The sequence below is a fragment of the Pseudoxanthomonas suwonensis 11-1 genome (genome assembly GCF_000185965.1).
Classification (GTDB): Bacteria; Pseudomonadota; Gammaproteobacteria; order Xanthomonadales; family Xanthomonadaceae; genus Pseudoxanthomonas; species Pseudoxanthomonas suwonensis_A.
Genome location: NC_014924.1, coordinates 706,679 through 729,256, shown reverse-complemented (window position 1 = coordinate 729,256; position 22,578 = coordinate 706,679). Strand labels below are relative to the sequence as shown.

Genomic DNA, 22,578 nt, shown 5'->3' with positions numbered 1-22,578 from the left:
GGCCCAGCGCCGCAGCGCACTGCCCTGCCCGGCCCTCAGGCGGCGACCCGGCTCCACAGTCCCCGGATCGCGGCGATGCCCTGCGCGCCCTGGAGGCGTGCGGCGTCCACGTCTTCGGGACCCAGGCCGCCGATCGCGTAGATCGGCAGGCCCACGTGCTGGCGCAGCTCGGCGAACCCTTCCCATCCCAGCGGCGCGGCCCCGGGATGGGTGGCCGTGGCCTGCACCGGGCCGAGCACGGCGAAATCGCAGCCCAAGGCCTCGGCGGCCTTCAGCTCGTCCAGGGTGTGGCAGGACGCGCCCACCGGCAGCCCGGGTGATAGCGGCCGCTCCGCGAGCGCGCCGAGCTGCTCGCTGCCCAGGTGCACGCCGGTTCCGAGCTCGCGGGCCAGGGCGATGTCGCGGTTGAGCAGCAGCTCGGCCCCGGCGTCGCGGCAGCGCGGCAGGACAAGGCCGGCCAGCTCGCGCCAGCGCGCGCCCTCCATTCCAGGCGCACGCAGCTGGACCCGGCTGACGCCGGACTCCAGCGCCGCGTCCAGCGCGCCCAGCCAGGCCTGCAGGTCCGTGCCGGGTGCCGGCGTGACCAGGTAGAGCCCCGGCTGGCGCAGCACGCCGACCACCGGCAGGTCCGCCGAGGGCATCGAGTAGCGCAGCAGGCGGTCAGGTTCGACCCAGGTCATGGCCTGGCCTTCGCGGCCTCGCGGCGAGCCCTTCCAGCGCGCGATCCGGAACACCTCCAGCCGCAGCCGCTTGCTCGGGTAGTGCTGGGGCACCTCGACCAGGCGGTCGCCGACCTCGACCTCGATTCCCAGTTCCTCCTCCAGCTCGCGCGCCAGCGCGGCCTGCGAGCTCTCGCCCGGCTCGCGCTTGCCGCCGGGGAATTCCCAGAGCCCCGCCAGGTCGCTGTCCTTGCCGCGCTGGGTGAGCAGGATGCGGCCGCGGACGTCGGTGATGACGCCGGCCACGACGTGGATCGATCGCAACGGTGCTTCCATGGAGGAAGCTTAACCGGGCATGGGCGCCACTGGTATCGCCTGAAAGCGCCGGCCGCACCCCTGGCTTTCGGGAGCCCGGAAACGCGAACGCCCCCTTGCGGGGGCGTCCTCGACCGGCGCCGGGGCCGGATGCCTGCCTGGGCTCAGCCGAGCTGGCCGTGGCAGTGCTTGTACTTCTTGCCGCTGCCGCAGGGGCAGGGATCGTTGCGGCCGACCTTCGGCTCCTCGCGCACGATGCTGGGCGCCGGGCCGGCCGGAGCCTGGGCGCCGATGATGCCGGCGACCTCGTCCTCGGTGCCGTACCCGCCGTTGTCGGCGTGCTGGAACTGCGCCGCGCGCAGCTTGGCCTCGGCCTGGGCACGCTCCTGGGCTTCCAGCGCGGCGACCTCCTCCTCGCTGCGGATGCGGACCCGCGCCAGCAGGCTGATCACCTGGCGCTTGACGTTGTCCAGCATCTCCGAGAACAGCTCGAAGGCTTCCTTCTTGTACTCCTGCTTCGGCTGCTTCTGCGCATAGCCGCGCAGGTGGATGCCCTGGCGCAGGTAGTCCATGCGCGCCAGGTGTTCCTTCCAGCTCTGGTCGAGCACGGTCAGCATGATGTGCTTCTCCAGCGCGCGCATGGTCTCCCCGCCGAGCTGCTTCTCCTTCTCCTCGAACAGGGCGACCGCCGCCTCCTGCACGTGGCGCTCGATGCCCTCGGCATCCAGCTCCTCGCTGGCCTTGGACAGGCCCTGCAGGTCCAGGCGCAGGCCCAGCTCGGATTCCAGCGCGACCTCCAGGCCCGGCAGGTCCCACTGCTCGTCCACCGACTCCGGCGGGACGAAGCGGGTGACCAGTTCGTTGACCACGTCGCCGAGGATGCCGTCGATGTTCTCCTTGACCGACTCGGCTTCCAGCAGCTCGTCGCGCTGGGCGTAGATCACCTTGCGCTGGTCGTTGTTGACGTCGTCGAAGTCCAGCAGGTTCTTGCGGATGTCGAAGTTGTGGGCCTCGACCTTGCGCTGCGCCTTCTCGATCTGGCGGGTAACCAGCCGGTCCTCGATGACGTCGTCTTCCTTCATGCCCATCATGCGCATCGCCTTCTGCACCCAGTCGGAGGCGAAGATGCGCATGAGGTTGTCTTCCAGCGACAGGTAGAAGCGGGACGAGCCCGGGTCGCCCTGGCGGCCGGAACGGCCACGCAGCTGGTTGTCGATGCGGCGGCTCTCGTGCCGCTCGGTGCCGATGATGTGCAGGCCCCCGGCGGCCTTGACCGCCTCGTGGCGCTCGCGCCACGCGGCACGCACCCGCTCCTTCTCGGCGTCGCCGGCTTCCTCGCCCAGTTCCTGCAGCTCGGACTCCAGCGAGCCGCCCAGCACGATGTCGGTACCGCGGCCGGCCATGTTGGTGGCGATGGTCACCGCACCCGGACGACCGGCGTGGGCGACGATCTGCGCCTCGCGCTCGTGCTGCTTGGCGTTGAGCACCTCGTGCGCAACTCCCGACTCGCGCAGGAAGTTGGACAGCATCTCCGAGGTCTCGATCGAGGTCGTGCCCACCAGCACCGGCTGGCCGCGCTTGTGGCAGTCCTGGATGTCGGCCAGCACCGCGCGGAACTTGCCCTCGCGGTTGAGGAACACCTGGTCCGGATGGTCCACGCGCTGGATCGGCCGGTGGGTCGGGATCACCACCACTTCCAGGCCGTAGATGCTCTGGAACTCGTAGGCCTCGGTGTCAGCCGTACCGGTCATGCCGGACAGCTTCCTGTACATGCGGAACAGGTTCTGGAAGGTGATGCTGGCCAGGGTCTGGTTCTCGCGCTGGACCGGCACACCTTCCTTCGCCTCGACCGCCTGGTGCAGGCCGTCGGACCAGCGGCGGCCAGCCAGGGTGCGGCCGGTGAACTCGTCGACGATCACCACCTCGCCGTCGCGGACGATGTAGTCCACGTCGCGCTGGAACAGCGCGTGCGCACGCAGGGCGGCATTGAGGTGGTGCACGACCGACAGGTTGTTGGCGCCGTACAGGCTCTCGTCCTCGCCGAGGATGCCGGCGCGGCGCAGCAGTTCTTCGGCGTGCTCCATGCCCGCCTCGGACAGGTGCACCTGCTTGCCCTTCTCGTCGACCCAGTAGTCGCCGATGCCGTCCTCGACTTCCTGGCGCTTGAGCTGCGGCACGATCCGGTTGACCCGGATGTACAGCTCCGGCGACTCGTCGGCCGGGCCGGAGATGATCAGCGGAGTGCGCGCCTCGTCGATCAGGATCGAATCGACCTCGTCGACGATCGCGTAGTGCAGGCCGCGCTGGAAGCGGTCGGACTTCGACAGCGCCATGTTGTCGCGCAGGTAGTCGAAGCCGAACTCGTTGTTGGTGCCGTAGGTGATGTCGGCCGCGTAGGCCTCCTTCTTGTCGGCGTGCGGCATGCCCGGGTAGACCACGCCCACGCTCAGGCCCAGCCAGTTGTAGAGCCTGCCCATCCAGGCCGCGTCGCGGCGGGCCAGGTAGTCGTTGACGGTGATCACGTGCACGCCCTTGCCTTCCAGGGCGTTGAGGTACACCGGCAGGGTGCCGACCAGGGTCTTGCCCTCGCCGGTGCGCATCTCGGCGATCTTGCCCATGTGCAGGACCATGCCGCCGATCAGCTGCACGTCGTAGTGGCGCATGCCCAGCACGCGGTTGCTGGCCTCGCGGCAGACCGCGAAGGCCTCCGGCAGGATCTTGTCCAGCGACTCACCGTCGGCGATCCGCTTCTGGAACTCCGGCGTCCTGGCCTTCAGCTCTTCGTCGGAGAGCTTCTGCATCTCCGGTTCCAGGGCGTTGATCCTGGCGACGATGCGGTCCAGCTGGCGCAGGAGCCGTTCGTTGCGGCTGCCGAAGACACGGGTGAGCAGTTTGTTGATCATCGAAAAGGCCGGTTGGAATGGAACGCCGTGGACGCCAACCCGGCGCCCCGGGGCAGGAGCATCCGCTCCGCCCACGGCAATTGGTCATTGTAGCTTGGGACGCCGTCGGCCGAACTCAACACCCCGTCCGACCGGCGGTTGGCCATCACCTTGCCTTCGCAAACGAAAAGGCCCGCCCCTGGACGGGGCGGGCCTCAGGCGAGGGCCTCGGGTCGATCAGCCGCGGCTGCGGCGCGCGACCGGGGCGCGGTTGTCGCCCAGGAACTTGCGCGGGTTGACCACGGCGCCGTTCTCCCAGACCTCGAAGTGCACGTGGGCACCGGTCGAGCGTCCGGTGGAACCGGCCTTGGCCACTTCCTGTCCGGCACGGACCAGGTCGCCGCTCTTCACCACCAGGCGCGAGTTGTGCGCGTAGCGGGTGACGTAGCCGTTGCCATGGTCGATCTCGATGGTCTTGCCGTAACCGCTGCGGTTGTCGGCGAAGCTGACCACGCCGTCGGCCACGGCCATCACCGGGTCGCCGACGTTGGCGTTGAAGTCGATGCCCTTGTGGAACTGGCCACCGCGGCCGAACGGATCGGCGCGACGGCCGAAGCTGGAGGTGATGTACGCACGCCGCACCGGCGAGCGCGACGGCACCGCGTTGGCTTCCAGCTGCATGTCGAACAGCAGCGATTCCATCACCGAGAGCTGACGTCCGGAGGCGGCAAACTGGCGCTCGATCTCGTCGAGGCCCTGGACCAGCTCTTCCTTCGGCATGTCACGCGCGACTTCCGCACCACCCTGGCCAGGCGATCCCTGGAAGTCGAACTCGCCGTCCTCGAGCTGGCCGGCCTCGGTGAGGCGCTCGCCGAGGGCGTTGAGGCGGTTGGCCTGGGCCTGGAGTTCACCCAGGCGCGCGGCCAGGGCGTTGATTTCCTGCTGCGACTGGCGACGGACCTGCTCCAGCTCCTGCTGGTGGCGCGCCAGTTCCGAACCGGTCTGGGAGGCGTTGGCCAGGCCCATGCCGGCGCCGGCACCGAAGCCGGCAAGTCCACCGGCGGCGAGCAGAACGCCAGCCAGCGCGGCCGGGCGCTGTACGCCCCAGGCCTGGATGCGGCCCCACAGCCCGGCCTGTCGGCCCGAAAGCGGGTTCCTTACGATCAGTTTGTAGCTCATGCTTTAGGTATGCCTGATTTGAAGCCCAACGCCCGCAGGGCAACCATTCCGCGTCCAGCGGCCGAAGCCGCGTTGGCGGGTGAAACTGGCGCTCCCCTGCGTCGTGCCCTCTGGCTCGATGCGCTGGACCAGCAGTTGCGTCCCCTGCTGCCCCCCGGTGCGGCAGCCCACTGCAGGCTGGCCAACGTATCCGGCGGACAACTCGTTTTTGTCACCGATTCGCCGGTCTGGCGGGCGCGCTTGCGCCTGGCAGAAGCCGAACTCCTCGATGCGGCCCGATCCGTCGGCCTGAACCCCACCGCAGTCATCCTCAAAACGACCACCGTGCCATTGCATGCGCCCTCGGCGCCGGCAACGTCCCCCCCGGTTTCAGCGACCGCCCTCAAAGCCGTGAGCGACGCACTGGCATCCTTGCGGGATCCCCATCCGGGGAATCCCGACGGCTCCGGAAGTACTCCCCTCCCGGGAACCGCCCCCCGCCGTCGATAACGTTGTTAACGCAACCAGTCAGCAGGTGAGGGGCATCCTAGCCTCACATTTCGCTCACGTCGTTAGTGATTCGTTAACATCCCGTTAGTGAAGAAAAGATTTCCAAGCCGGGTTCACGGTTTGGGAGGCTGGGTGAAATGCACCGGATTGGTGCAAAAATCGCTGTCCGCCGGCAGGAACACGGCGTCAGGGATGCAACTGCGGCCGCGCGCAGGCACGCGGAATCCCTTGTGGCACAAGGGATCCAGGAAAACCATGACAGTCCGGCCGCGAGGCGGCGCGGGCGCGCTCAGGCCAGTGCGGCGGTGCCGTAGGCCAGCGGTGCCGGGGCGCCAGCTTCCTCGAAGCTCACCTTTTCCCAGGCGCTGGCATCGGCCAGCAGGGCCCGGGCGAGCTTGTTGTTGAGCGCATGGCCGGACTTGTAGCCCTCGTAGGCGCCCAGGACCGGGCCGCCGACCAGGTACAGGTCGCCGATCGCATCGAGGATCTTGTGGCGGACGAACTCATCGGCGTAGCGCAGGCCGTCCTCGTTCAGCACGCGGAACTCGTCCAGCACGATGGCGTTGTCCATCGAGCCGCCGAGTCCAAGGTTGAGGTCGCGCATGTACTCCAGGTCGCGCATGAAGCCGAACGTGCGCGCGCGGGAGATTTCCTTGATGTACGCCGCGGTGGAGAACTCCAGCCGGTGGTGCGACTGCTTGGCCGGGATCATCGGGTGGTCGAACTGGATGGTGAAATCCAGGCGGAAACCGTCAAACGGGCTGAAGCGGGCGATCTTGTCGCCGTCGCGGACCTCGATCTCGCGCAGGATCCGGATGAAGTGCTTGGGCGCGTCCTGCTCCTCGATGCCGGCGGACTGCAGCAGGAACACGAACGGACCCGAGGAACCGTCCATGATCGGCAGCTCGGCCGAGGACAGCTCCACGATCATGTTGTCGATGCCCAGGCCGGCGGCGGCCGACATCAGGTGCTCGACGGTCTGGATCTTGGCTTCGCCGCAGGTCAGGCCGGTGCAGAGCGTGGTCTCGGTGACCAGCGCTGCCGCGGCAGGCACTTCCACCACCGGGTCCAGGTCGGTGCGGCGGAACACGATGCCGTGGTCGGCCGGTGCCGGGCGCAGGGTCATGTAGACCTTGTTGCCGCTATGCAGGCCGACGCCTGTGGCGCGGATCGTGGTCTTGAGGGTGCGCTGCCGGGTCATGGACTGTGGAGGATGCGACGAAGAGGTGGTTGTCGCTTGCCGCGACGAGAATAACACGCAGGCACATGAACCCTTCCCCAGCAAAAACGCCTGCAGCGCAATGGCGGCGGGGGTTCGGGCACTGTTTCCTGCAGCCTCCCGGGCGCCTGTGGCGCAAAACCTGCCGGGCCTTGCGGCCCGGCAGCAGGAGGACATACGGCACCCGGCGTCGACAGGGATGGCGACACCAGGCCATGCCCCGCTGGCGGACATGGCGTTCCGCCCGCGGGGGTGCTGCGTCAGTCGGCCTGGCGGCGCAGGAACGCCGGGATGTCCAGGTAGTCGCTCGGCAGCTCGGCGGCCGGTGCGGCGGCAGCCGGGGCGCTGGTCGAGGCGGCGCCGGTGGCGGCACCGGAACGACGCAGGCCCAGCACGTTTACCGCGTTGGCGACCGGGTCGGCGTTGAAGCCGTCGTCGATCGGCAGGCCGGTGGTGCCGTCACGGACCACGCGCATCGGACGCTGCGCTTCCTGGCGCATGCCCATGTCGCGGCCGCCGAACTCGCGGTCGCGGACCGGCTGGCGGGCCACGGCGCGGTTCAGGCCGGTGGCGACCACGGTCACGCGGACCTCGTCCTGCATGTCCGGATCCAGCACGGTGCCGACCACCACGGTCGCGTCCTCGGATGCGAAGGCCTCGATCGAGCGGCCGATCTCGTCGAACTCGGCCATGGTGAAGTCCGGGCCGGCGGTGATGTTGACCAGGATGCCGTTGGCACCGGCCAGGTTGACGTCGTCCAGCAGCGGGTTCTGGATGGCGGCCTCGGCGGCGGCCTGGGCGCGGTCGTCGCCGCGGGCCGAGCCGGTGCCCATCATCGCCAGGCCCATCTCGGACATGACGGTGCGGACGTCGGCGAAGTCGACGTTGATCAGGCCCGGGCGCACGATCAGGTCGGCGATGCCCTGCACCGCGCCCTGCAGAACGTCGTTGGCGGCGCGGAAGGCCTGCACCATGGTGGCGTTGCGGCCGAGCACGGTGATCAGCTTTTCATTCGGGATGGTGATCAGCGAGTCGCAGTGCTGGCTCAGCTCCTCGATGCCCTTGAGCGCGACCTGCATGCGGCGGCGACCCTCGAACGGGAACGGCTTGGTGACCACGGCCACGGTCAGGATGCCCATTTCCTTGGCCAGCTGGGCCACGACCGGCGCGGCGCCGGTGCCGGTGCCACCGCCCATGCCGGCGGTGATGAACACCATGTCCGCGCCTTCCAGCGCGGCGATGATCTGCTCGCGGTCCTCGAGCGCGGCCTGGCGGCCCACTTCCGGGTTGGCGCCGGCGCCCAGGCCCTTGGTGACGTTGCCGCCGAGCTGCAGCTGCAGCTTGGCGCCACAGTTCTTGATCGCCTGCGAGTCGGTGTTGGCGATGATGAATTCAACGCCGTCAACGCTGCTGTTGACCATGTGCGCGACCGCGTTGCCGCCGCCGCCGCCCACGCCGATGACCTTGATCACCGCGTTGGGAGCCATCTTTTCGATCAGTTCAAAGCATGCCATGTCCGTTGTCCTCTGGTGGAGCCGTGATCGGTTGCTGGTGATTCGTCATTCGTCATTCGTGATTCGACGAAGCACCACCACCTCTCCGGGGTTCTCTTCTTTGTTTTGTCTGCCCGGCTCGTCCGTTTTCCTGCGGACCCGCCGGGTGCGTTACTGCCACTTGCTTCGCCTTCCTTCCCTTCCGCTTCCTTCCGCTCTTTCCGTCCTGCTTCCAACCCATCTGGCCGTGATTCCGTCCTGAACTGGCGACCCGCGCTTCTACGAATCACGAATCACCAATCCCGAATCCCGGTCTTTAAAACTCTCCGCGATACCAGTTGCGCAGCTTCTTCAGGAAGCTGCCGGCGCGGCCGCTGGGCAGCGACGGCCGCCGCGGGTGCTCGATCTGGCTGCCCATCAGCAGGAGGCCCACGCCGGTGGCGTGCACCGGGTTGCCCACCACCTCGCCCAGGCCGGAGACATGCTGCGGAATGCCGATGCGCACCGGCATCTGCAGCATTTCCTCGGCCAGCTCGATGACGCCTTCCATCTTCGAAGCGCCGCCGGTCAGGACCATGCCCGCACGCACCAGCTCCTCGAAGCCGGAGCGGCGCAGCTCGGCCTGGACCATCTCGAAGATCTCCTCGTAACGGCCCTGCACCGCCTGCGCCAGCGAGGCGCGCGGCATGCGCCGCGGCGGACGGTCGCCGACCGACGGCACCTGGATGCTTTCCTCGGCGGTGGCCAGCTGGGCCAGCGCGCAGCCGTAGCGCACCTTGATCTGCTCGGCTTCCGGGGTCGGCGTGCGCAGCATGTGCGCGATGTCGTTGGTGACGTGGTCGCCGGCGATCGGCAGCGAAGCCGTGTGGCAGATCGCGCCCTGCACGAACACCGCGATGTCGGTGGTGCCGGCGCCCATGTCGACCAGGACCACGCCCAGCTCGCGCTCGTCGGCGGTCAGCACCGCCACCGAGGAGCCCAGCGAGGACAGGATCAGGTCGTCCACCTGCAGGCCGCAGCGCTGCACGCACTTGCTGATGTTCTGCGCCGCCGACTGCGCACAGGTCACCAGATGCGCGTGCACCTCCAAGCGCACGCCAGTCATGCCGACCGGGTTGCGGATGCCTTCCTGCGAATCGTCCAGCACGTACTCGCGCGGGATCGCATGCAGGATGCGCTGGTCGGCCGGGATCGCCACCGCCTTGGCCGCGTCCAGCACCCGGTCCAGGTCCTGCCAGGTGACCTCGCCCTCGCGGATCGGGACGATGCCCGGCGAGTTCTTGCACTGGACGTGGTTGCCGGAGATCGAGGCGTACACCGAGCGGATCTCGCAGCCGGCCATCAGCTCGGCCTCCTCGACCGCCCGCTGGATCGACTGCACCGTGGACTCGATGTCCACCACCACGCCGCGCTTGAGGCCGCGCGACTCGTGCGAGCCGATGCCGATCACCTCGATCGGGTTGCCGGGCGAATACTCGCCCACCAGCGCCACCACCTTGGAGGTGCCGATGTCGAGGCCGACGATGAGGGACTTGTCGCCTTTGCGGTTCATGTACTGCTCGCCTGTGCTGCCCGCGTCCGCGCGGCCAGTGGCCGCGGAAGCGCAGGAGGATTGGAAGAGGTGCGCGGCTGCCCCCAAGCGAGGGTGAAGCCGTTGGTGTAGCGGAGGTCGGCGCGGTCCAGCGGCCGCGCCTGGGCGGCCAGCAGCTGCGGCAGCACCCGCACGAAGCGCTGCAGGCGGGCGCGCGCATCGTCGCGGCCCACGAGCACCTCGGTACCGTTGTCCAGGGCCAGCGACCAGCTGCCGCGCGCGTCCACGGCCATGTAGGTGACGTGGTAGCCCAGCGGCGCGAACAGCGCCTGGCACTCGTTGTACAGCTCGACCACGTCGGCGCTGCGCGCGTCCGGGCCATCCAGGTGCGGCAGGCGCGCGCCGGCGAGGTCGGCCGGGCGCGGGAACAGCAGGCCGCGCTCGGAAAGCATGCGGTCCTCGCCCCAGTGCGCGAACGGGCGGTGTTCGACCACGCTCACTTCCAGCACGTCCGGCCACTGCTTGCCGACGTGCGCGCTTTCCACCCACGGCAGGCGCTCGACCGCGCGCTGTGCCTCGTCCAGCTTCACCGCGAAATAGCCCGCGCGCGCATACGGCGCCACCGCCGCGCGCAGCTGCGCCGCCTCGACCCGCTCGAACTGGCCGGTCACGCGCAGGCGCGACAGCGGCCAGCGCTCGGCGCCGACCCAGCCATTGAGCACGGCGACCACCGGCAGGGCGACGAGCGCCAGTGCCAGCAGCCAGGCCGAGATGCGCAGCAGGGTGTTCATGCGGAAGACCTCCGGTCTTCCGCGGGATTCGGGATTGGGGATTGGGGATTCGAAGAAGCAACAGCCACGCGAAGCCGGGCCGACAGACGGCCAGCACGGCGCGACGCCGCTTCCACGAATCCCCAATCCCGGATCACGAATCCCGGCCCTTTCATACCGTCTGCTCCAGGATCCGCCAGCACAGTTCCTCGAAACCGATGCCAAGCTGGGCGGCGGCCTTGGGCACCAGCGAGTGGCTGGTCATGCCCGGGGCAGTGTTCACTTCCAGCAGGTACGGGGCGCCGGTGGCGCGCGAACGCATCACGTCGATCCGGCCCCAGCCGCTGCAGCCGGCGGCGCGGAACGCGGCCAGGGCCAGCTCGCGCACGCGCAGCTCGTCCTCGCCTTCCAGGCCCGGGCACAGGTACTGGGTGTCCTCGGCGATGTACTTGGCGTTGTAGTCGTACCACTCGCCCCTGGGCACGATGCGGATCGACGGCAGCGCGATGTCGCCGAGGACGCCGACGGTCAGCTCGTCGCCGACCACCATCTGCTCCATCAGCATCTCGCCCGGATAGCGCGCGGCCAGGGCGATCGCCTCGTCCAGGCCGTCCTCGTCCATCACCCGCGACACGCCCACGCTGGAGCCTTCGCAGGACGGCTTGACGATCACCGGCAGGCCCAGGCTGCGCGCGGCGGCGCGCACGGCCGCGGCGTCGGCACCACGGTCAAGGCGCACGTAGCGCGGGGTCGGCAGGTTCAGCGACAGCCACACCTGCTTGGTGCGGATCTTGTCGAGGGTCAGGGCCGAACCGAGCACGCCGGCGCCGGTGTACGGGACGCCGAGGGCCTGCAGCAGGCCCTGGACCACGCCGTTCTCGCCGTCGCCGCCGTGCAGGATGTTGAACACGCGGTCGAACTTCTCCTGCGCCAGCGCCTCGACCAGCGCGGGGATACCGTCGACCGGCTGCGCGTCGATGCCGCGGGCGCGCAGCGCCTCCAGCACGTTGCGGCCCGAATCCAGCGAGACCTCGCGCTCGGAGCTGGTGCCGCCCATGAGCACGGCGACGCGCCCGAACACGGCCGGGTCGTCGAAGCGCAGGGCCGGGACCGGGGTCGCGCTCATGCCTGCGCCTCCTTGCCGATGAAGCCTTCCGCCGCCAGCTTGTGGGCGACGTAGCCGATGTCCCCGGCACCCATCATCAGCAGCAGGTCGCCGTCCTGGAGCACGTCCGGCAGCACCGAGCGCAGTTCGGCCACCTGCCCCACCACCACCGGCTCGCTGCGGCCGCGCGCGCGGATGGCGCGGGCCAGGGCGCGCGAGTCGGCGCCGGGGATCGGCGCCTCGCCGGCCGGGTAGACCTCGCTCAGCACCAGGGCGTCGGCCTCGGAAAGAACCGCGGCGAAGGCGTCGAACTGGTCGCGGGTACGGCTGTAGCGGTGCGGCTGGAATGCCACCACCAGGCGCTTGTCCGGCCAGCCGCCGCGGGCGGCGGCGAACACCGCGGCCAGCTCGCGGGGATGGTGGCCGTAGTCGTCGACCACGCGCACCTTCGCGCCGGTGGCGGTGGTCACTTCGCCCAGGTCATTGAAGCGGCGGCCGATGCCGGCGAACTTCTCCAGCGCGGCGGCGATCGCTTGCGGAGCCACGCCCAGCTGCCAGCCCACCGCGGCCGCGGCCAGTGCGTTGAGCACGTTGTGCCGGCCAGGCAAGGCCAGGGTCACCGGCACGCTGGCGCCTTCCGGCAGGCGCAGGGTGAAGCGCATGCGCGGCCCTTCCTGGACGATGTCCTCGGCACGCACGTCGGCGTTCTCGGCGGTGCCGTAGGTCATCACGTGGCGCGGGGTCTCCGCGGCCAGGCTCGCGACTTCCGGGTCGTCGATGCACAGCACCGCCAGGCCGTAGAACGGCAGGCGCTGCAGCAGCTCGGCGAAGGCCGAACGCAGGCGGGCGAAATCGCCGCCGTAGTTCTCCAGGTGGTCGGCATCGATGTTGGTGATCACCGCCATCAACGGGTTCAGGCGCAGGAAGCTGCCATCGCTCTCGTCGGCCTCGGCCACCAGCCATTGGCCACCGCCGAGCTTGGCGTTGGCGCCGGCGGCCAGCAGCTGGCCACCGATCACGAAGGTCGGGTCCAGCCCGCCCTCGCTCAGCACCGCGGCGGTCAGCGAGGTGGTCGTGGTCTTGCCATGGGTACCGGCAACCGCAATACCGCGGCGGAAACGCATCAGCTCGGCCAGCATGGCCGCGCGCGGCACCACCGGGATGCGCTGGCTGCGTGCTTCCATCAGCTCGGGGTTGTCGTCGCGGATCGCGGAGGACACGACCACGCAGTCGGTGCCCAGCACGTTGGCGGCGGAGTGGCCGCGCACGATGCGCGCGCCCAGGCTGGCCAGGCGACGGGTGGCGGCGTTGTCGGCGGCGTCCGAGCCGGACACTTCGTAGCCCAGCGTCAGCATCACTTCGGCGATGCCGCTCATGCCGGTGCCGCCGATGCCGACGAAGTGCACGCGCGGGAACGCACGCACCAGGTTGTCGGTGTCGTGGAGGCGGCGGATCATGGGGAAACTCCAGGGGAATCGGGGGAAGGAAGGGCTTCGTCGAGGACGATCCGGGCGATGTGGCGGGCGGCATCCGGGCGCGCCAGGCCACGCGCGGCCACGGCCATCGCCATGCGCCGCGACGGATCGGCGGCCAGTTCGCGCAGCGCCTGCTCCAGCTTCGCGGCCAGCCCCTCGCCCTGCTGGAACAGCAGCGCGGCGCCGTGCTCGACCAGGTACTCGGCGTTGCGGGTCTGGTGGTCGTCGACCGCGGCGGCGAACGGCACCAGCACGCTGCCGATGCCGGCGGCGCACAGCTCGGCCAGGGTCGAGGCGCCGGAACGGCACACCACCAGGTCGGCCCACGCATAGGCCACGGCCATGTCGGTGATGAATGCCTCGACGCTGGCCTGCACTCCGGCCGCGGCGTAGGAGGCATGGGCCTCCTCGCGCAGGCGCTCGCCGCACTGGTGGCGCACTTCGATGTCCGCGCCGCCGAGCGCGGCGAGCGCAGCCGGCACCGCCTGGTTCAGCGCGCGCGCGCCCTGGCTGCCGCCCAGCACCAGCAGGCGCAGCGGACCGCTGCGACCAGCCAGGCGCTGCTGCGGCGGCGGCAGCGCGGCGATCACCTCGCGCACCGGATTGCCGACCACTTCCTCGCGCGCGAAGGCGCCGGGGAAGCCGGACAGGGTGCGCCGGGAGATGCGCGCCAGCACGCGGTTGGTCATGCCCGGCGCGCGGTTCTGCTCGTGCACCAGCAGCGGCACGCCGGCCAGGCGCGCGGCCAGGCCGCCGGGGCCGGAGGCGAAGCCGCCAAAGCCGATCACCGCGCGCGGACGGCGCCGGCGCAGCACCGCGCTGGCGGCACGCACCGCTCGCAGCAGGCGCAGTGGCGCGGCCAGCAGGGTGGCACCGCCCTTCCCGCGCACGCCGGCCACCGGCAGGGTGTCGATCTCGATCCCGTGCTGCGGCACCAGCCGGGTTTCCATGGCGCCGGCAGCGCCCAGCCACACCACCGGCACGCCCATGGCGCGCAGCTCGTGGGCCACGGCAAGCGCCGGGAAGATGTGGCCGCCGGTGCCGCCGGCCATCAGCATCACCGGGCGCACCTGGTTGGCGTCGCGTGCGGCGCGGCTCATGCGAAGCCTCCGAAGGTCGGCTCGACGCGCGAGGTGCCGCGGCCGGGGGACTTGGCCGGGGTCTTGGCCACCACGTTGCGCACCGGGGCCGGACGCGGCGCCGCCGGGGCCGACGCGGGCTCGTCCGGCTCCGCGACCGGCGCCACGGCATCCGGACGCAGGCGCGCGACCTGGCGCTCGGCGCGCTCCAGCTCGTAGGACACCCGCAGCAGCAGGCCGATCGCCGCGCAGGTCATCATCACGCTGGAGCCGCCGGAGGAGATCAGCGGCAGGGTCAGGCCCTTGGTCGGCAGCAGGCCCAGGTTCACGCCGATCGAGACGAAGCTCTGCATGCCCAGCCACAGGGCCACGCCGAAGGCGATGTAGCCGGCGAAGTGGCGGCGCATCTCCACGCACTTCATGCCGATGTACAGCGCGCGGCCGACCAGCAGCATGTACAGGCCGATCACCCCGCACACGCCGATGAAGCCCAGCTCCTCGGCGATCACCGAGAAGATGAAATCGGTGTGCGCCTCGGGCAGGTAGTTGAGCTTCTGCACCGAGGCACCCAGGCCCACGCCGAACCACTCGCCGCGACCCACCGCCATCAGCGCGTTGGACAGCTGGTAGCCGGCGCCGAGCTGGTCCTGCCACGGATCCATGAACGAGGTGATGCGGCGCATGCGGTACGGCTCGATGACCGCGATCACCACCAGCAGTGGCAGGCCCAGCACGATCGGCAGCGACATGCGCGGCAGGTTCACCCCGCCCAGCACCAGCATGCCGGCGGTGATGCCCAGCAGCAGGGTGGCCGAACCGAAGTCCGGCTGCGCCAGCAGCATGCCGACCAGCAGCACCGCCACGCCCAGCGGCTTGAGCATCGCCGGCCAGGTGGCGTTGACCTCGTCGCGGAAGCGGACCAGGTAGCTGGCCAGCCACACGATGTAGATGACCTTGACCGCCTCGACCACCTGGAAGCGCGAGATCCCCAGGTTGATCCAGCGGCGCGCGCCATTGACGCTCACGCCCAGGCCCGGCAGCCACGGCAGCAGCAGCAGGACGAAGCAGCACAGCAGCAGCTGCTGGTTGTACTTCTCCACCAGCTTCAGCTCGGTGCGCATGGCCAGCACCGCCAGCACCGCGCCGATGGCGATGAACATGACGTGCCTGACCAGGTAGTGGAACGGTCCCGCGCCCAGGTTCTCGGCGATGGCGATCGAGGCCGAGGCGACCATCACCACGCCCAGCGCGCCCAGCGCCAGGGCGGCGCAGCACAGCCACGGGTCGTAGCGGCCTCCGATGGCCTCCAGCCGGGTCGCCTGGCGGGACAGGTCGTTCATCAGCGCACCTTCAGCGTCGCCAGGCCGACCAGGACCAGCACCACCGAGATGATCCAGAAGCGCACGATCACGCGCGGCTCCGGCCAGCCCTTGAGCTCGAAGTGGTGGTGGATGGGCGCCATCCGGAACACGCGCTTGCCGGTGAGCTTGAAGCTGGCGACCTGGATCATCACCGACAGGGTCTCGATGACGAAGATGCCGCCCATCACCACCAGCACCAGTTCCTGGCGCACAATCACCGCGATGGTCCCGAGCACGGCGCCCAGCGCCAGCGCGCCGATGTCGCCCATGAACACCATCGCCGGGTAGGTGTTGAACCACAGGAAGCCCAGGCCCGCGCCGGCGATGGCCGCGCAGATGATCACCAGCTCGCCCGCGCCCGGCACCTGCGGGATCTGCAGGTAGTTGGCGAACACGGCGTGGCCGGAGGCGTAGGCGAACACGCCCAGGGCCACGGCCACCAGCACGGTGGGCATGATCGCCAGCCCGTCCAGGCCGTCGGTCAGGTTCACCGCGTTGGAGAAGCCGACGATCCAGAAGTAGGCGATGGCCACGAACGAGATGCCGACCAGCGGCAGCGCGATCGACTTGAACAGCGGCACGTAGAAGGTCGTGGCCGCCGGCACGTCGGCGTACAGGTACAGGTACAGGTACAGGCCGGCGGCCAGGCCGAAGATCGACTGCAGCAGGTACTTCCAGCGCGACTTCAGGCCGTTGGGATCGCGCTTGACGATCTTGATCCAGTCGTCGTACCAGCCGATCGCGCCGAAGCACAGCATCACCAGCAGCACGGTCCACACGTACTTGTTGCGCAGGTCGCCCCACAGCAGGACCGACAGCATCACCGTGATCAGGATCAGGGCGCCGCCCATGGTCGGGGTGCCGGCCTTGGAGAAGTGCGACTGCGGGCCGTCCTTGCGGATCGGCTGGCCGCCCTTGAGCTGGCCGAGGCGGCGGATCACCGCCGGGCCCAGCCACAGCGACAGGAACAGCGCCGTCAGCGCGGCGAGGATGCCGCGGAAAGTCAGATAGGCGAACAGCCCGAAGAAGTTCTCCAGTCCCTGCAGCCAGCGCGCCAGTTCAAGCAGCATGCGTAGCGTCTCCCTGCGCCAGCAGCGCGTTCACGATCCGGTCCATCGCGCTGCCACGCGACCCTTTCACCAGCACCCGCAGGCGCCGTCCTTCCGCGCCGGCCGCATCCGCCGGCGCGCGTGCCGCCAGGTCCGCGGCGAGGGCCGCCGCGAGCGCCTGGTGGCTGTCGAAATGGCGGCCTTCGTCGCCGAAGGCGCGCGCGGCATGCGCGCTCAGTTCGCCCAGCGCGTACAGCCGCGCGAGCCCGGCCTGGCGCGCGCGCAGGCCGGCGTCGGCGTGCAGGGTCGCGGCCTCCGGGCCCAGTTCGCGCATGTCGCCCAGCACCAGCCAGGCCTCGTCGCCGCTGGCGGCCAGGGCATCGATCGCCGCGGCCACCGAACCGGGATTGGCGTTGTAGCTGTCGTCCACCAGCACCACCCCGCCCGGCAGGCCGTGCGCGACCTGGCGTCCGGCGACCGGGCGCGCCTGGCCCAGGCCCGCGGCGATGGCCGCCAGCGACACGCCGCAGGCCAGGCCGATCGCGGCGGCGGCCAGCGCGTTGCGCACGTTGTGGCGGCCCGGCAGCGCCAGCTCGATCGCGGCCTCGCCCTGTGGCGTGACCAGCACGAAACGGCTGCCTTCGGCACCGGCCTGCACGTCGCGCGCGGTGACCTCGGCGCTGGCATCCAGGCCGAAGCGCAGCAGCTGGCGGCCGGTCCCGGCGGGGCGCACCACCTCCTGCTCGAACCACGCACCGAAGGCGTCGTCGGCATTGACCACGGCGGTGCCACCGGCCGGCAGCGCGGCGTAGATCGCGCCCTTGGTGGTGGCCACGCCGAGCAGGTCGCCCATCCGCTCCAGGTGGGCGGCGGCGATGTTGTTGACCAGCGACACGTCCGGACGGGCGATGTCGGTCAGGTAGGCGATGTCGCCCGGCTTGCCGGCGCCCATCTCGTAGATCGCGAAGTCCGCGTCCTCGGGGGCGTCGATCACCGCCAGCGGCAGGCCGATCTCGTTGTTGCGGTTGCCCGGGTTGGCATAGGCCTGGCCGGCCTGCTGCAGGACCGACAGCACCAGGGCCTTCACGCTGGTCTTGCCGTTGCTGCCGGTGATCGCCACCACCTTCGCGTCGCGGCCGCGCTGCATGCCGGCGGCGATGCGCGCCAGGGCGAGTTCGCTGTCCTCCACCAGCAGCTGCGGTGCGTCCACGTCCAGCAGGCGCTCGACCAGCAGCGCGACCGCGCCGCGCGCCAGCGCGTCGGCGGCGAAGTCGTGGCCGTCGAAACGCTCGCCGCGCAGGGCCAGGTACAGGCTGCCCGCGGACAGCGCGCGGGTGTCATGGGCGATGGCGTCCACCGCCACGTCCGGGCCGTGCAGCTCGCCGCCAGCCCAGTGCGCGAGCAGCGACAGCGGGGTGCGCTTCATGCCTGCACCTCCGTCGCGGTCCACGCATCCAGGGCGGCACGTGCCACCTCGGTGTCGTCGAAGGGATGCCGCACGCCGGCGATCTCCTGGTAAGGCTCGTGGCCCTTGCCGGCGACCAGGACCACGTCCTGCGCGCCGGAGCGGGCGATGGCGCGGGCGATGGCCAGCGCACGGTCGCGCTCCACCTGCACCGCTTCGGGCGCGGCGAAGCCGGCCATGATCCCGGCGACGATGGCATCGCCATCCTCGCCACGCGGGTTGTCGTCGGTGACCACGACCCGGTCGGCATGCTGCTCGGCGATGCGCGCCATCATCGGGCGCTTGCCGCGGTCGCGCTCGCCGCCGCAGCCGAACACGCAGGTCAGGCGCGCGCCGGCATGGGCGCGCAGGCTGGCCAGCGCCTGCTCCAGCGCGTCCGGGGTATGGGCGTAGTCGACCACCACCAGCGGGCGCTCGCCGTCGCCGCCGAGGCGGTTCATGCGCCCGGCCACCGGCTGCAGGCGCGACAGGATCGCGGCCACGCAGGCCACGCTGTCGCCCAGCGCATGCAGCACGCCGCCCACCGCCAGCAGGTTGTCGACATTGAAACGGCCCAGCAGCGGCGAGCGCACCGGATGGGATTCGACCCCATCGGACAGCTCGAAGGCGATGCCGCGCGCGTCGAACTGCAGCCCGCGCGCCTGCAGGGCGGCGCCTTCCTGGCCGCGCGAGCTGACCCCGACCAGGCGCACGCCTTCCGCCAGGCGCCCGGCCAGTACGCGGCCGAATTCGTCATCCAGGTTCAGCACCGCGGAGCGGAGCCCCTCGCGCAGGAACAGCCTGGCCTTGGCCTCGCCGTAGCTGGCCATGTCGCCGTGGTAGTCGAGGTGGTCGCGGGTGAGGTTGGTGAACACCGCCACGTCGTAGTGCACGCCGTCGACCCGGCCCTGGTCCAGGGCGTGCGAGCTGACTTCCATCGCCACCGCCTCGGCGCCGGCGTCGCGCAGCCCGCCCAGCAGCGCATGCATGCTCAGCACCAGCGGGGTGGTGAAACCGGTCGGGCGCACCTCGCCGTGCAGGCCGGCGCCGAGCGTGCCGATGCTGCCGCCGCGCAGTCCGCGCAGGTGCCAGGCCTGGGCCAGCAGCTGCACGGTCGAGGTCTTGCCGTTGGTGCCGGTGACGCCAACCATCGTCATCGCGTGCGAGGGATGGCCGTGGAACAGGTCGGCCATCGCGCCCAGGCGCGAACGCAACCCGGGCACGGCGATGGCGTCCGCCGGCGCCGGGTACTCGGCCGGGGCCGGCGGTTCGAACAGGATCGCCACGGCGCCGGCCTGGCGCGCCTGCTCGGCGAAGGCCAGGCCATGGGTGCCGAACCCGGCGATGGCCACGAAGGCATCGCCCGGCTTCACCTCGCGGGAATCCATCACCAGCCCGGAAACGGCGATGTCGCGCGGCAGCGCGACGTCGGGCAGCAGGCGGGAAAGCGGCATCGAGCGGCTCATGGCAGGCCTCCCGCGCCGGCCATCGCCGGCGGCAGGGTCGGATCCTCGGCGCCCGGATCGTCGATCGCTTCCGGCAGCGGCGGCACTGCCGCCTGGCGCTTGGCCTCGCCCTTGGCCTGGGCGGCCAGCCAGGTCTCGATGTCGTCCGGCGGCACGTCCATCACCCGCAGCGCGTCTTCCATCACCGCGCGGAACACCGGGCCGGACACCAGGCCGGCGTAGTACGAGCCGGCCTGCGGGTCGTTGATCACCACCACGGTGGCGAAGCGCGGGTTGGACGCGGGCACCAGGCCGGCGAAGGTGGTGGTGTAGCGTCGCGCGTAGCCGCCGGCCGAAGCCTGGCGCGCGGTGCCGGTCTTGCCCGCGACGTGGTAGCCGAGGATCGCGGCCTGGGTAGCGGTGCCGCCCGGCTCGGTCACGGTCTGCATCATGCGCAGCACCTCGTCGGCGATCTCCGGGGCCACGACCTGGCGCGACTCGTTGATCTGGCCCTTGACGAAGGTCGGGGTGGTCAGCCGGCCGTGGTTGCCCAGCGCCGCGTACGCCTGCGCGATCTGCAGCGGCGTGGCCGACAGGCCGTAGCCGTAGGACATGGTCGCCTTGGTCAGGCCGTCCCAGCGCGCCGGCGGACGCAGCACGCCGGCGGCCTCGCCCGGGAAGCCGCTGCGCGGCGGGCTGCCGTAGCCGAAGCCGCGGACGAAGTCGTAGAAGTACTGGTCGTCCATCCCCTGGGCCAGCATCACCGCGCCCAGGTTCGAGCTCTTGGTGATGATGCCGGTGACGTCCAGCACGCCGTAGTTGCGGTGGTCGCGGATGGTGAAGCGGCCCAGGCCCATGTAGCCCGGGCTGGTGTCGAACCTGGTGGTCGGCCGCACCTTGCCCGCGCTCAGCGCCGCGGCGACGGTGATCGGCTTCATGGTCGAGCCTGGCTCGATCAGGTCGGTGACCACGCGGTTGCGGCGGCTGTCCGGGTTGCCGCCGCTGACCGCATTGGGGTTGTAGCTGGGCAGGTTGACCATCGCCAGCACTTCGCCGGTCGGCACGTCCAGCACCACCGCCGAACCGCTGGCGGCGTTGTTCTTCTCCAGCGCGGCGCGCAGCTCGCGGTAGGCCAGGAACTGGATGCGGCGGTCGATGCTCAGCACCAGGTCCTTGCCCGGCTCGGCCGGACGCACCAGGTCGATGTTCTCGACGATGCGGCCGTGGCGGTCGCGGATCACGCGCTTGGCGCCGGGCTTGCCGCGCAGCCACTCGTCGAACGCCAGCTCCAGGCCTTCCTGGCCGCGGTCGTCGATGTTGGTGAACCCGAGCACGTGCGCCATCGCCTCGCCCTGCGGGTAGAAGCGGCGGAACTCGCGCTGCGAGAACACGCCCGGCACGTTGTGCGCCAGGATCGCCTTGGCCTGGTCGGGGTTGATGCGGCGCTTGAGGTAGACGAACTCCTTGTCCGCCCGCTGCGACAGCCGGGTGCTGAGCTGGTCCAGCGGCACGTCCAGCGCCTTGGCCAGTTCCGGCAGGCGGTCCGGATAGCGCAGCAGCTCCTGCGGGTTGGCCCAGATCGACTCGACCGGGGTCGAGACCGCCAGCGGCTCGCCGTTGCGGTCGGTGATCATGCCGCGCGAGGTCGGGATCGGGATCTCGCGCACGAAGCGCGCCTCGCCCTGGCGCTGGTAGAACTCCGCGTCCACCAGCTGCACCCACCCCGCGCGGCCGACCAGTGCCACCGAGCACAGGCCCAGGGCGACGCCGACCAGCATCATCCTGCCACGCAGGTTGAAGGGCGCGCGGTTGCGGTTGCGGACCGGGCGGCGCTCGCTCATTGGCGCACCACCACGATGTCGTCGGCCTCGGGGAACTTCATGCCCAGGCGCTCGCGCGCGACCTGGTCGATGCGGTTGGCCTGGGCCCAGGTGGCCTGTTCGAGCTGGAGCCGGCCGAATTCGATGTTGAGCTCGTCGCGCTGCCGCTCCAGGCGGGTCAGCTCGACGAACAGCTGGCGGTGGCGGTAGCGCTCGTACACCACGGCGATGCCTGTGGCGACCGTGGCCAGCAGCACGATGGCGACCAGGAAGCGGGTCATGCGACGCGCCCCCCCTGCCCGTCCAGCTTCTCGGCCACGCGCAGCACCGCGCTGCGCGCACGCACGTTCACCTGCAGCTCTTCCTCGCCGGCGCGGATCGCGCCACCCAGGGCGGCCAGCACCGGCACGAACACGCTCGCCTCCGGCAGCCGGCGGTTGGCCGGCGGCGCCTTGGAATGGCGGGCGATGAACTGCTTGACCATGCGGTCTTCCAGCGAGTGGAAGCTGATCACCGCCAGGCGACCGCCCGGACGCAGCGCGGCCAGTGCCGCGTCCAGCCCGGCCTCGAGGTCGGCCAGCTCGCGGTTGATGTGGATGCGGATGGCCTGGAAGCTGCGGGTCGCCGGGTTGCTGCGGTCCTTGCCGCGCGGGACCACGCTGCCGATCAGGTTGGCCAGCTGCGCGGTGCGGGTGAGCGGCTCCTGGGCGCGGGCGGCGACGATCGCCCGGGCGATGCGCCGGCTCTGCTTCTCTTCGCCGTAGATCCACAGCACGTCGGCGATCTCGCGCTCGTCGGCGCGGGCCAGCCACTGCGCCGCGCTCTCGCCCGAGTCCGGGTCCATGCGCATGTCCAGCGGGCCGTCCTTGCCGAAGGAGAAGCCGCGCTCGGCCACGTCCAGCTGCGGCGAGGACACGCCCAGGTCGAGCAGGATGCCGTCGAGGTCGCGTGCCTCGTCCCAGTGGGCCATGCCGGTGAAGCTGCCGCGGCGGATCGAGACGCGCGGGTCGCTGCCGAAACCGGCCTCGGCCACCGCGATCGCTTCGGGATCCTTGTCCATCAGCAGCAGGCGGCCTCCGGGGCCGAGTCGTTCCAGCACGCCGCGCGCATGCCCGCCGCGGCCGAACGTGCCGTCCAGGTAGCGCCCCTCGGGCACCACGCGCAAACCATCCAGGACCTCGGCGAACAGCACCGGCAGGTGCGCCGCCGGCGTCGACGGGTCCGCGGGGTGGCCGGGCTGCGCAGTCCGCATCCGGTCCCCCG

Annotated in this window: 18 protein-coding genes; 1 reads left to right on the top strand and 17 read right to left on the bottom strand. The window is 70.6% G+C overall.

Features of this window, described 5'->3' with window-relative positions; genetic code table 11:
• Positions 1–35: 35 nt before the first annotated feature.
• The 3 genes from PSESU_RS03230 to PSESU_RS03220 all read right to left on the bottom strand — a co-directional run bounded on the left by PSESU_RS03230 (position 36) and on the right by PSESU_RS03220 (position 5,035).
• Positions 36–995 (bottom strand): Nudix family hydrolase, encoded by a 960-nt coding sequence (locus tag PSESU_RS03230; RefSeq protein WP_013534336.1) that lies wholly within the window; start codon positions 993–995, stop codon positions 36–38.
• A gap of 143 nt (positions 996–1,138) precedes the next feature.
• Positions 1,139–3,877, bottom strand: coding sequence for a preprotein translocase subunit SecA (gene secA / locus PSESU_RS03225; protein WP_013534335.1), 2,739 nt, complete (start codon positions 3,875–3,877; stop codon positions 1,139–1,141).
• Between the two features lie 216 nt (positions 3,878–4,093).
• Positions 4,094–5,035 carry a M23 family metallopeptidase gene (locus PSESU_RS03220; protein WP_013534334.1) on the bottom strand — a complete coding sequence of 314 codons (942 nt, stop codon included), beginning with the start codon at positions 5,033–5,035 and terminating at the stop codon, positions 4,094–4,096.
• 9 nt (positions 5,036–5,044) lie between these two features.
• On the opposite strand from PSESU_RS03220, the gene PSESU_RS15845 reads away from it, so the two are divergent.
• Positions 5,045–5,524: a DUF721 domain-containing protein gene (locus PSESU_RS15845; RefSeq protein WP_081459299.1), complete on the top strand. Its 480-nt coding sequence runs from the start codon at positions 5,045–5,047 to the stop codon at positions 5,522–5,524.
• A 289-nt stretch (positions 5,525–5,813) separates the two neighbouring features.
• Here the strand turns inward: PSESU_RS15845 and lpxC are convergent, their stop codons facing one another.
• From lpxC to rsmH, 14 genes are all read right to left on the bottom strand, one after another.
• Positions 5,814–6,725, bottom strand: coding sequence for a UDP-3-O-acyl-N-acetylglucosamine deacetylase (gene lpxC, locus PSESU_RS03215; protein ID WP_013534332.1), 912 nt, complete (start codon positions 6,723–6,725; stop codon positions 5,814–5,816).
• A 278-nt stretch (positions 6,726–7,003) separates the two neighbouring features.
• Positions 7,004–8,257 carry a cell division protein FtsZ gene (gene ftsZ / locus PSESU_RS03210; protein ID WP_013534331.1) on the bottom strand — a complete coding sequence of 418 codons (1,254 nt, stop codon included), beginning with the start codon at positions 8,255–8,257 and terminating at the stop codon, positions 7,004–7,006.
• A gap of 295 nt (positions 8,258–8,552) precedes the next feature.
• Positions 8,553–9,788: a cell division protein FtsA gene (gene ftsA, locus PSESU_RS03205; RefSeq protein ID WP_013534330.1), complete on the bottom strand. Its 1,236-nt coding sequence runs from the start codon at positions 9,786–9,788 to the stop codon at positions 8,553–8,555.
• Complete coding sequence (locus PSESU_RS03200) at positions 9,785–10,558, bottom strand: cell division protein FtsQ/DivIB (protein WP_013534329.1); 774 nt, start codon at positions 10,556–10,558, stop codon at positions 9,785–9,787. Before PSESU_RS03200 ends, ftsA begins: the two co-directional genes overlap by 4 nt.
• 151 nt (positions 10,559–10,709) lie before the next feature.
• A complete protein-coding gene (locus PSESU_RS03195; RefSeq protein WP_013534328.1) occupies positions 10,710–11,663 on the bottom strand; it encodes a D-alanine--D-alanine ligase in 954 nt (317 codons plus the stop codon).
• Positions 11,660–13,099, bottom strand: coding sequence for a UDP-N-acetylmuramate--L-alanine ligase (gene murC / locus PSESU_RS03190; RefSeq protein WP_013534327.1), 1,440 nt, complete (start codon positions 13,097–13,099; stop codon positions 11,660–11,662). The genes PSESU_RS03195 and murC overlap by 4 nt, the downstream gene beginning before the upstream one ends.
• Positions 13,096–14,217: an undecaprenyldiphospho-muramoylpentapeptide beta-N-acetylglucosaminyltransferase gene (gene murG, locus PSESU_RS03185; RefSeq protein ID WP_013534326.1), complete on the bottom strand. Its 1,122-nt coding sequence runs from the start codon at positions 14,215–14,217 to the stop codon at positions 13,096–13,098. The genes murC and murG overlap by 4 nt, the downstream gene beginning before the upstream one ends.
• A complete protein-coding gene (ftsW, locus tag PSESU_RS03180) occupies positions 14,214–15,536 on the bottom strand; it encodes a putative lipid II flippase FtsW (RefSeq protein WP_013534325.1) in 1,323 nt (440 codons plus the stop codon). Before ftsW ends, murG begins: the two co-directional genes overlap by 4 nt.
• On the bottom strand, positions 15,536–16,627 hold the full coding sequence (gene mraY, locus PSESU_RS03175) for a phospho-N-acetylmuramoyl-pentapeptide-transferase (protein WP_013534324.1): 1,092 nt from the start codon (positions 16,625–16,627) through the stop codon (positions 15,536–15,538). Before mraY ends, ftsW begins: the two co-directional genes overlap by 1 nt.
• Complete coding sequence (locus tag PSESU_RS03170) at positions 16,617–18,032, bottom strand: UDP-N-acetylmuramoyl-tripeptide--D-alanyl-D-alanine ligase (protein WP_013534323.1); 1,416 nt, start codon at positions 18,030–18,032, stop codon at positions 16,617–16,619. The genes mraY and PSESU_RS03170 overlap by 11 nt, the downstream gene beginning before the upstream one ends.
• Positions 18,029–19,516 (bottom strand): UDP-N-acetylmuramoyl-L-alanyl-D-glutamate--2,6-diaminopimelate ligase, encoded by a 1,488-nt coding sequence (locus PSESU_RS03165; RefSeq protein WP_013534322.1) that lies wholly within the window; start codon positions 19,514–19,516, stop codon positions 18,029–18,031. The genes PSESU_RS03170 and PSESU_RS03165 overlap by 4 nt, the downstream gene beginning before the upstream one ends.
• Positions 19,513–21,336: a peptidoglycan D,D-transpeptidase FtsI family protein gene (locus PSESU_RS03160; protein WP_013534321.1), complete on the bottom strand. Its 1,824-nt coding sequence runs from the start codon at positions 21,334–21,336 to the stop codon at positions 19,513–19,515. The genes PSESU_RS03165 and PSESU_RS03160 overlap by 4 nt, the downstream gene beginning before the upstream one ends.
• Positions 21,333–21,596, bottom strand: coding sequence for a cell division protein FtsL (gene ftsL / locus PSESU_RS03155; RefSeq protein WP_013534320.1), 264 nt, complete (start codon positions 21,594–21,596; stop codon positions 21,333–21,335). Before ftsL ends, PSESU_RS03160 begins: the two co-directional genes overlap by 4 nt.
• The gene (gene rsmH, locus PSESU_RS03150; protein ID WP_041763797.1) at positions 21,593–22,567 is read right to left on the bottom strand and encodes a 16S rRNA (cytosine(1402)-N(4))-methyltransferase RsmH; all 975 of its coding nucleotides are present in this window, start codon (positions 22,565–22,567) and stop codon (positions 21,593–21,595) included. Before rsmH ends, ftsL begins: the two co-directional genes overlap by 4 nt.
• Positions 22,568–22,578: the final 11 nt, after the last annotated feature.

Bases quoted from the DNA above. Each gene is read 5' to 3' on its own strand.
- PSESU_RS03230 (WP_013534336.1), bottom strand. From the start codon at position 995: ATGGAAGCACCGTTGCGATCGATCCACGTCGTGGCCGGCGTCATCACC.
- secA (WP_013534335.1), bottom strand. From the start codon at position 3,877: ATGATCAACAAACTGCTCACCCGTGTCTTCGGCAGCCGCAACGAACGG.
- PSESU_RS03220 (WP_013534334.1), bottom strand. From the start codon at position 5,035: ATGAGCTACAAACTGATCGTAAGGAACCCGCTTTCGGGCCGACAGGCC.
- PSESU_RS15845 (WP_081459299.1), top strand. From the start codon at position 5,045: ATGCCTGATTTGAAGCCCAACGCCCGCAGGGCAACCATTCCGCGTCCA.
- lpxC (WP_013534332.1), bottom strand. From the start codon at position 6,725: ATGACCCGGCAGCGCACCCTCAAGACCACGATCCGCGCCACAGGCGTC.
- ftsZ (WP_013534331.1), bottom strand. From the start codon at position 8,257: ATGGCATGCTTTGAACTGATCGAAAAGATGGCTCCCAACGCGGTGATC.
- ftsA (WP_013534330.1), bottom strand. From the start codon at position 9,788: ATGAACCGCAAAGGCGACAAGTCCCTCATCGTCGGCCTCGACATCGGC.
- PSESU_RS03200 (WP_013534329.1), bottom strand. From the start codon at position 10,558: ATGAACACCCTGCTGCGCATCTCGGCCTGGCTGCTGGCACTGGCGCTC.
- PSESU_RS03195 (WP_013534328.1), bottom strand. From the start codon at position 11,663: ATGAGCGCGACCCCGGTCCCGGCCCTGCGCTTCGACGACCCGGCCGTG.
- murC (WP_013534327.1), bottom strand. From the start codon at position 13,099: ATGATCCGCCGCCTCCACGACACCGACAACCTGGTGCGTGCGTTCCCG.
- murG (WP_013534326.1), bottom strand. From the start codon at position 14,217: ATGAGCCGCGCCGCACGCGACGCCAACCAGGTGCGCCCGGTGATGCTG.
- ftsW (WP_013534325.1), bottom strand. From the start codon at position 15,536: ATGAACGACCTGTCCCGCCAGGCGACCCGGCTGGAGGCCATCGGAGGC.
- mraY (WP_013534324.1), bottom strand. From the start codon at position 16,627: ATGCTGCTTGAACTGGCGCGCTGGCTGCAGGGACTGGAGAACTTCTTC.
- PSESU_RS03170 (WP_013534323.1), bottom strand. From the start codon at position 18,032: ATGAAGCGCACCCCGCTGTCGCTGCTCGCGCACTGGGCTGGCGGCGAG.
- PSESU_RS03165 (WP_013534322.1), bottom strand. From the start codon at position 19,516: ATGAGCCGCTCGATGCCGCTTTCCCGCCTGCTGCCCGACGTCGCGCTG.
- PSESU_RS03160 (WP_013534321.1), bottom strand. From the start codon at position 21,336: ATGAGCGAGCGCCGCCCGGTCCGCAACCGCAACCGCGCGCCCTTCAAC.
- ftsL (WP_013534320.1), bottom strand. From the start codon at position 21,596: ATGACCCGCTTCCTGGTCGCCATCGTGCTGCTGGCCACGGTCGCCACA.
- rsmH (WP_041763797.1), bottom strand. From the start codon at position 22,567: ATGCGGACTGCGCAGCCCGGCCACCCCGCGGACCCGTCGACGCCGGCG.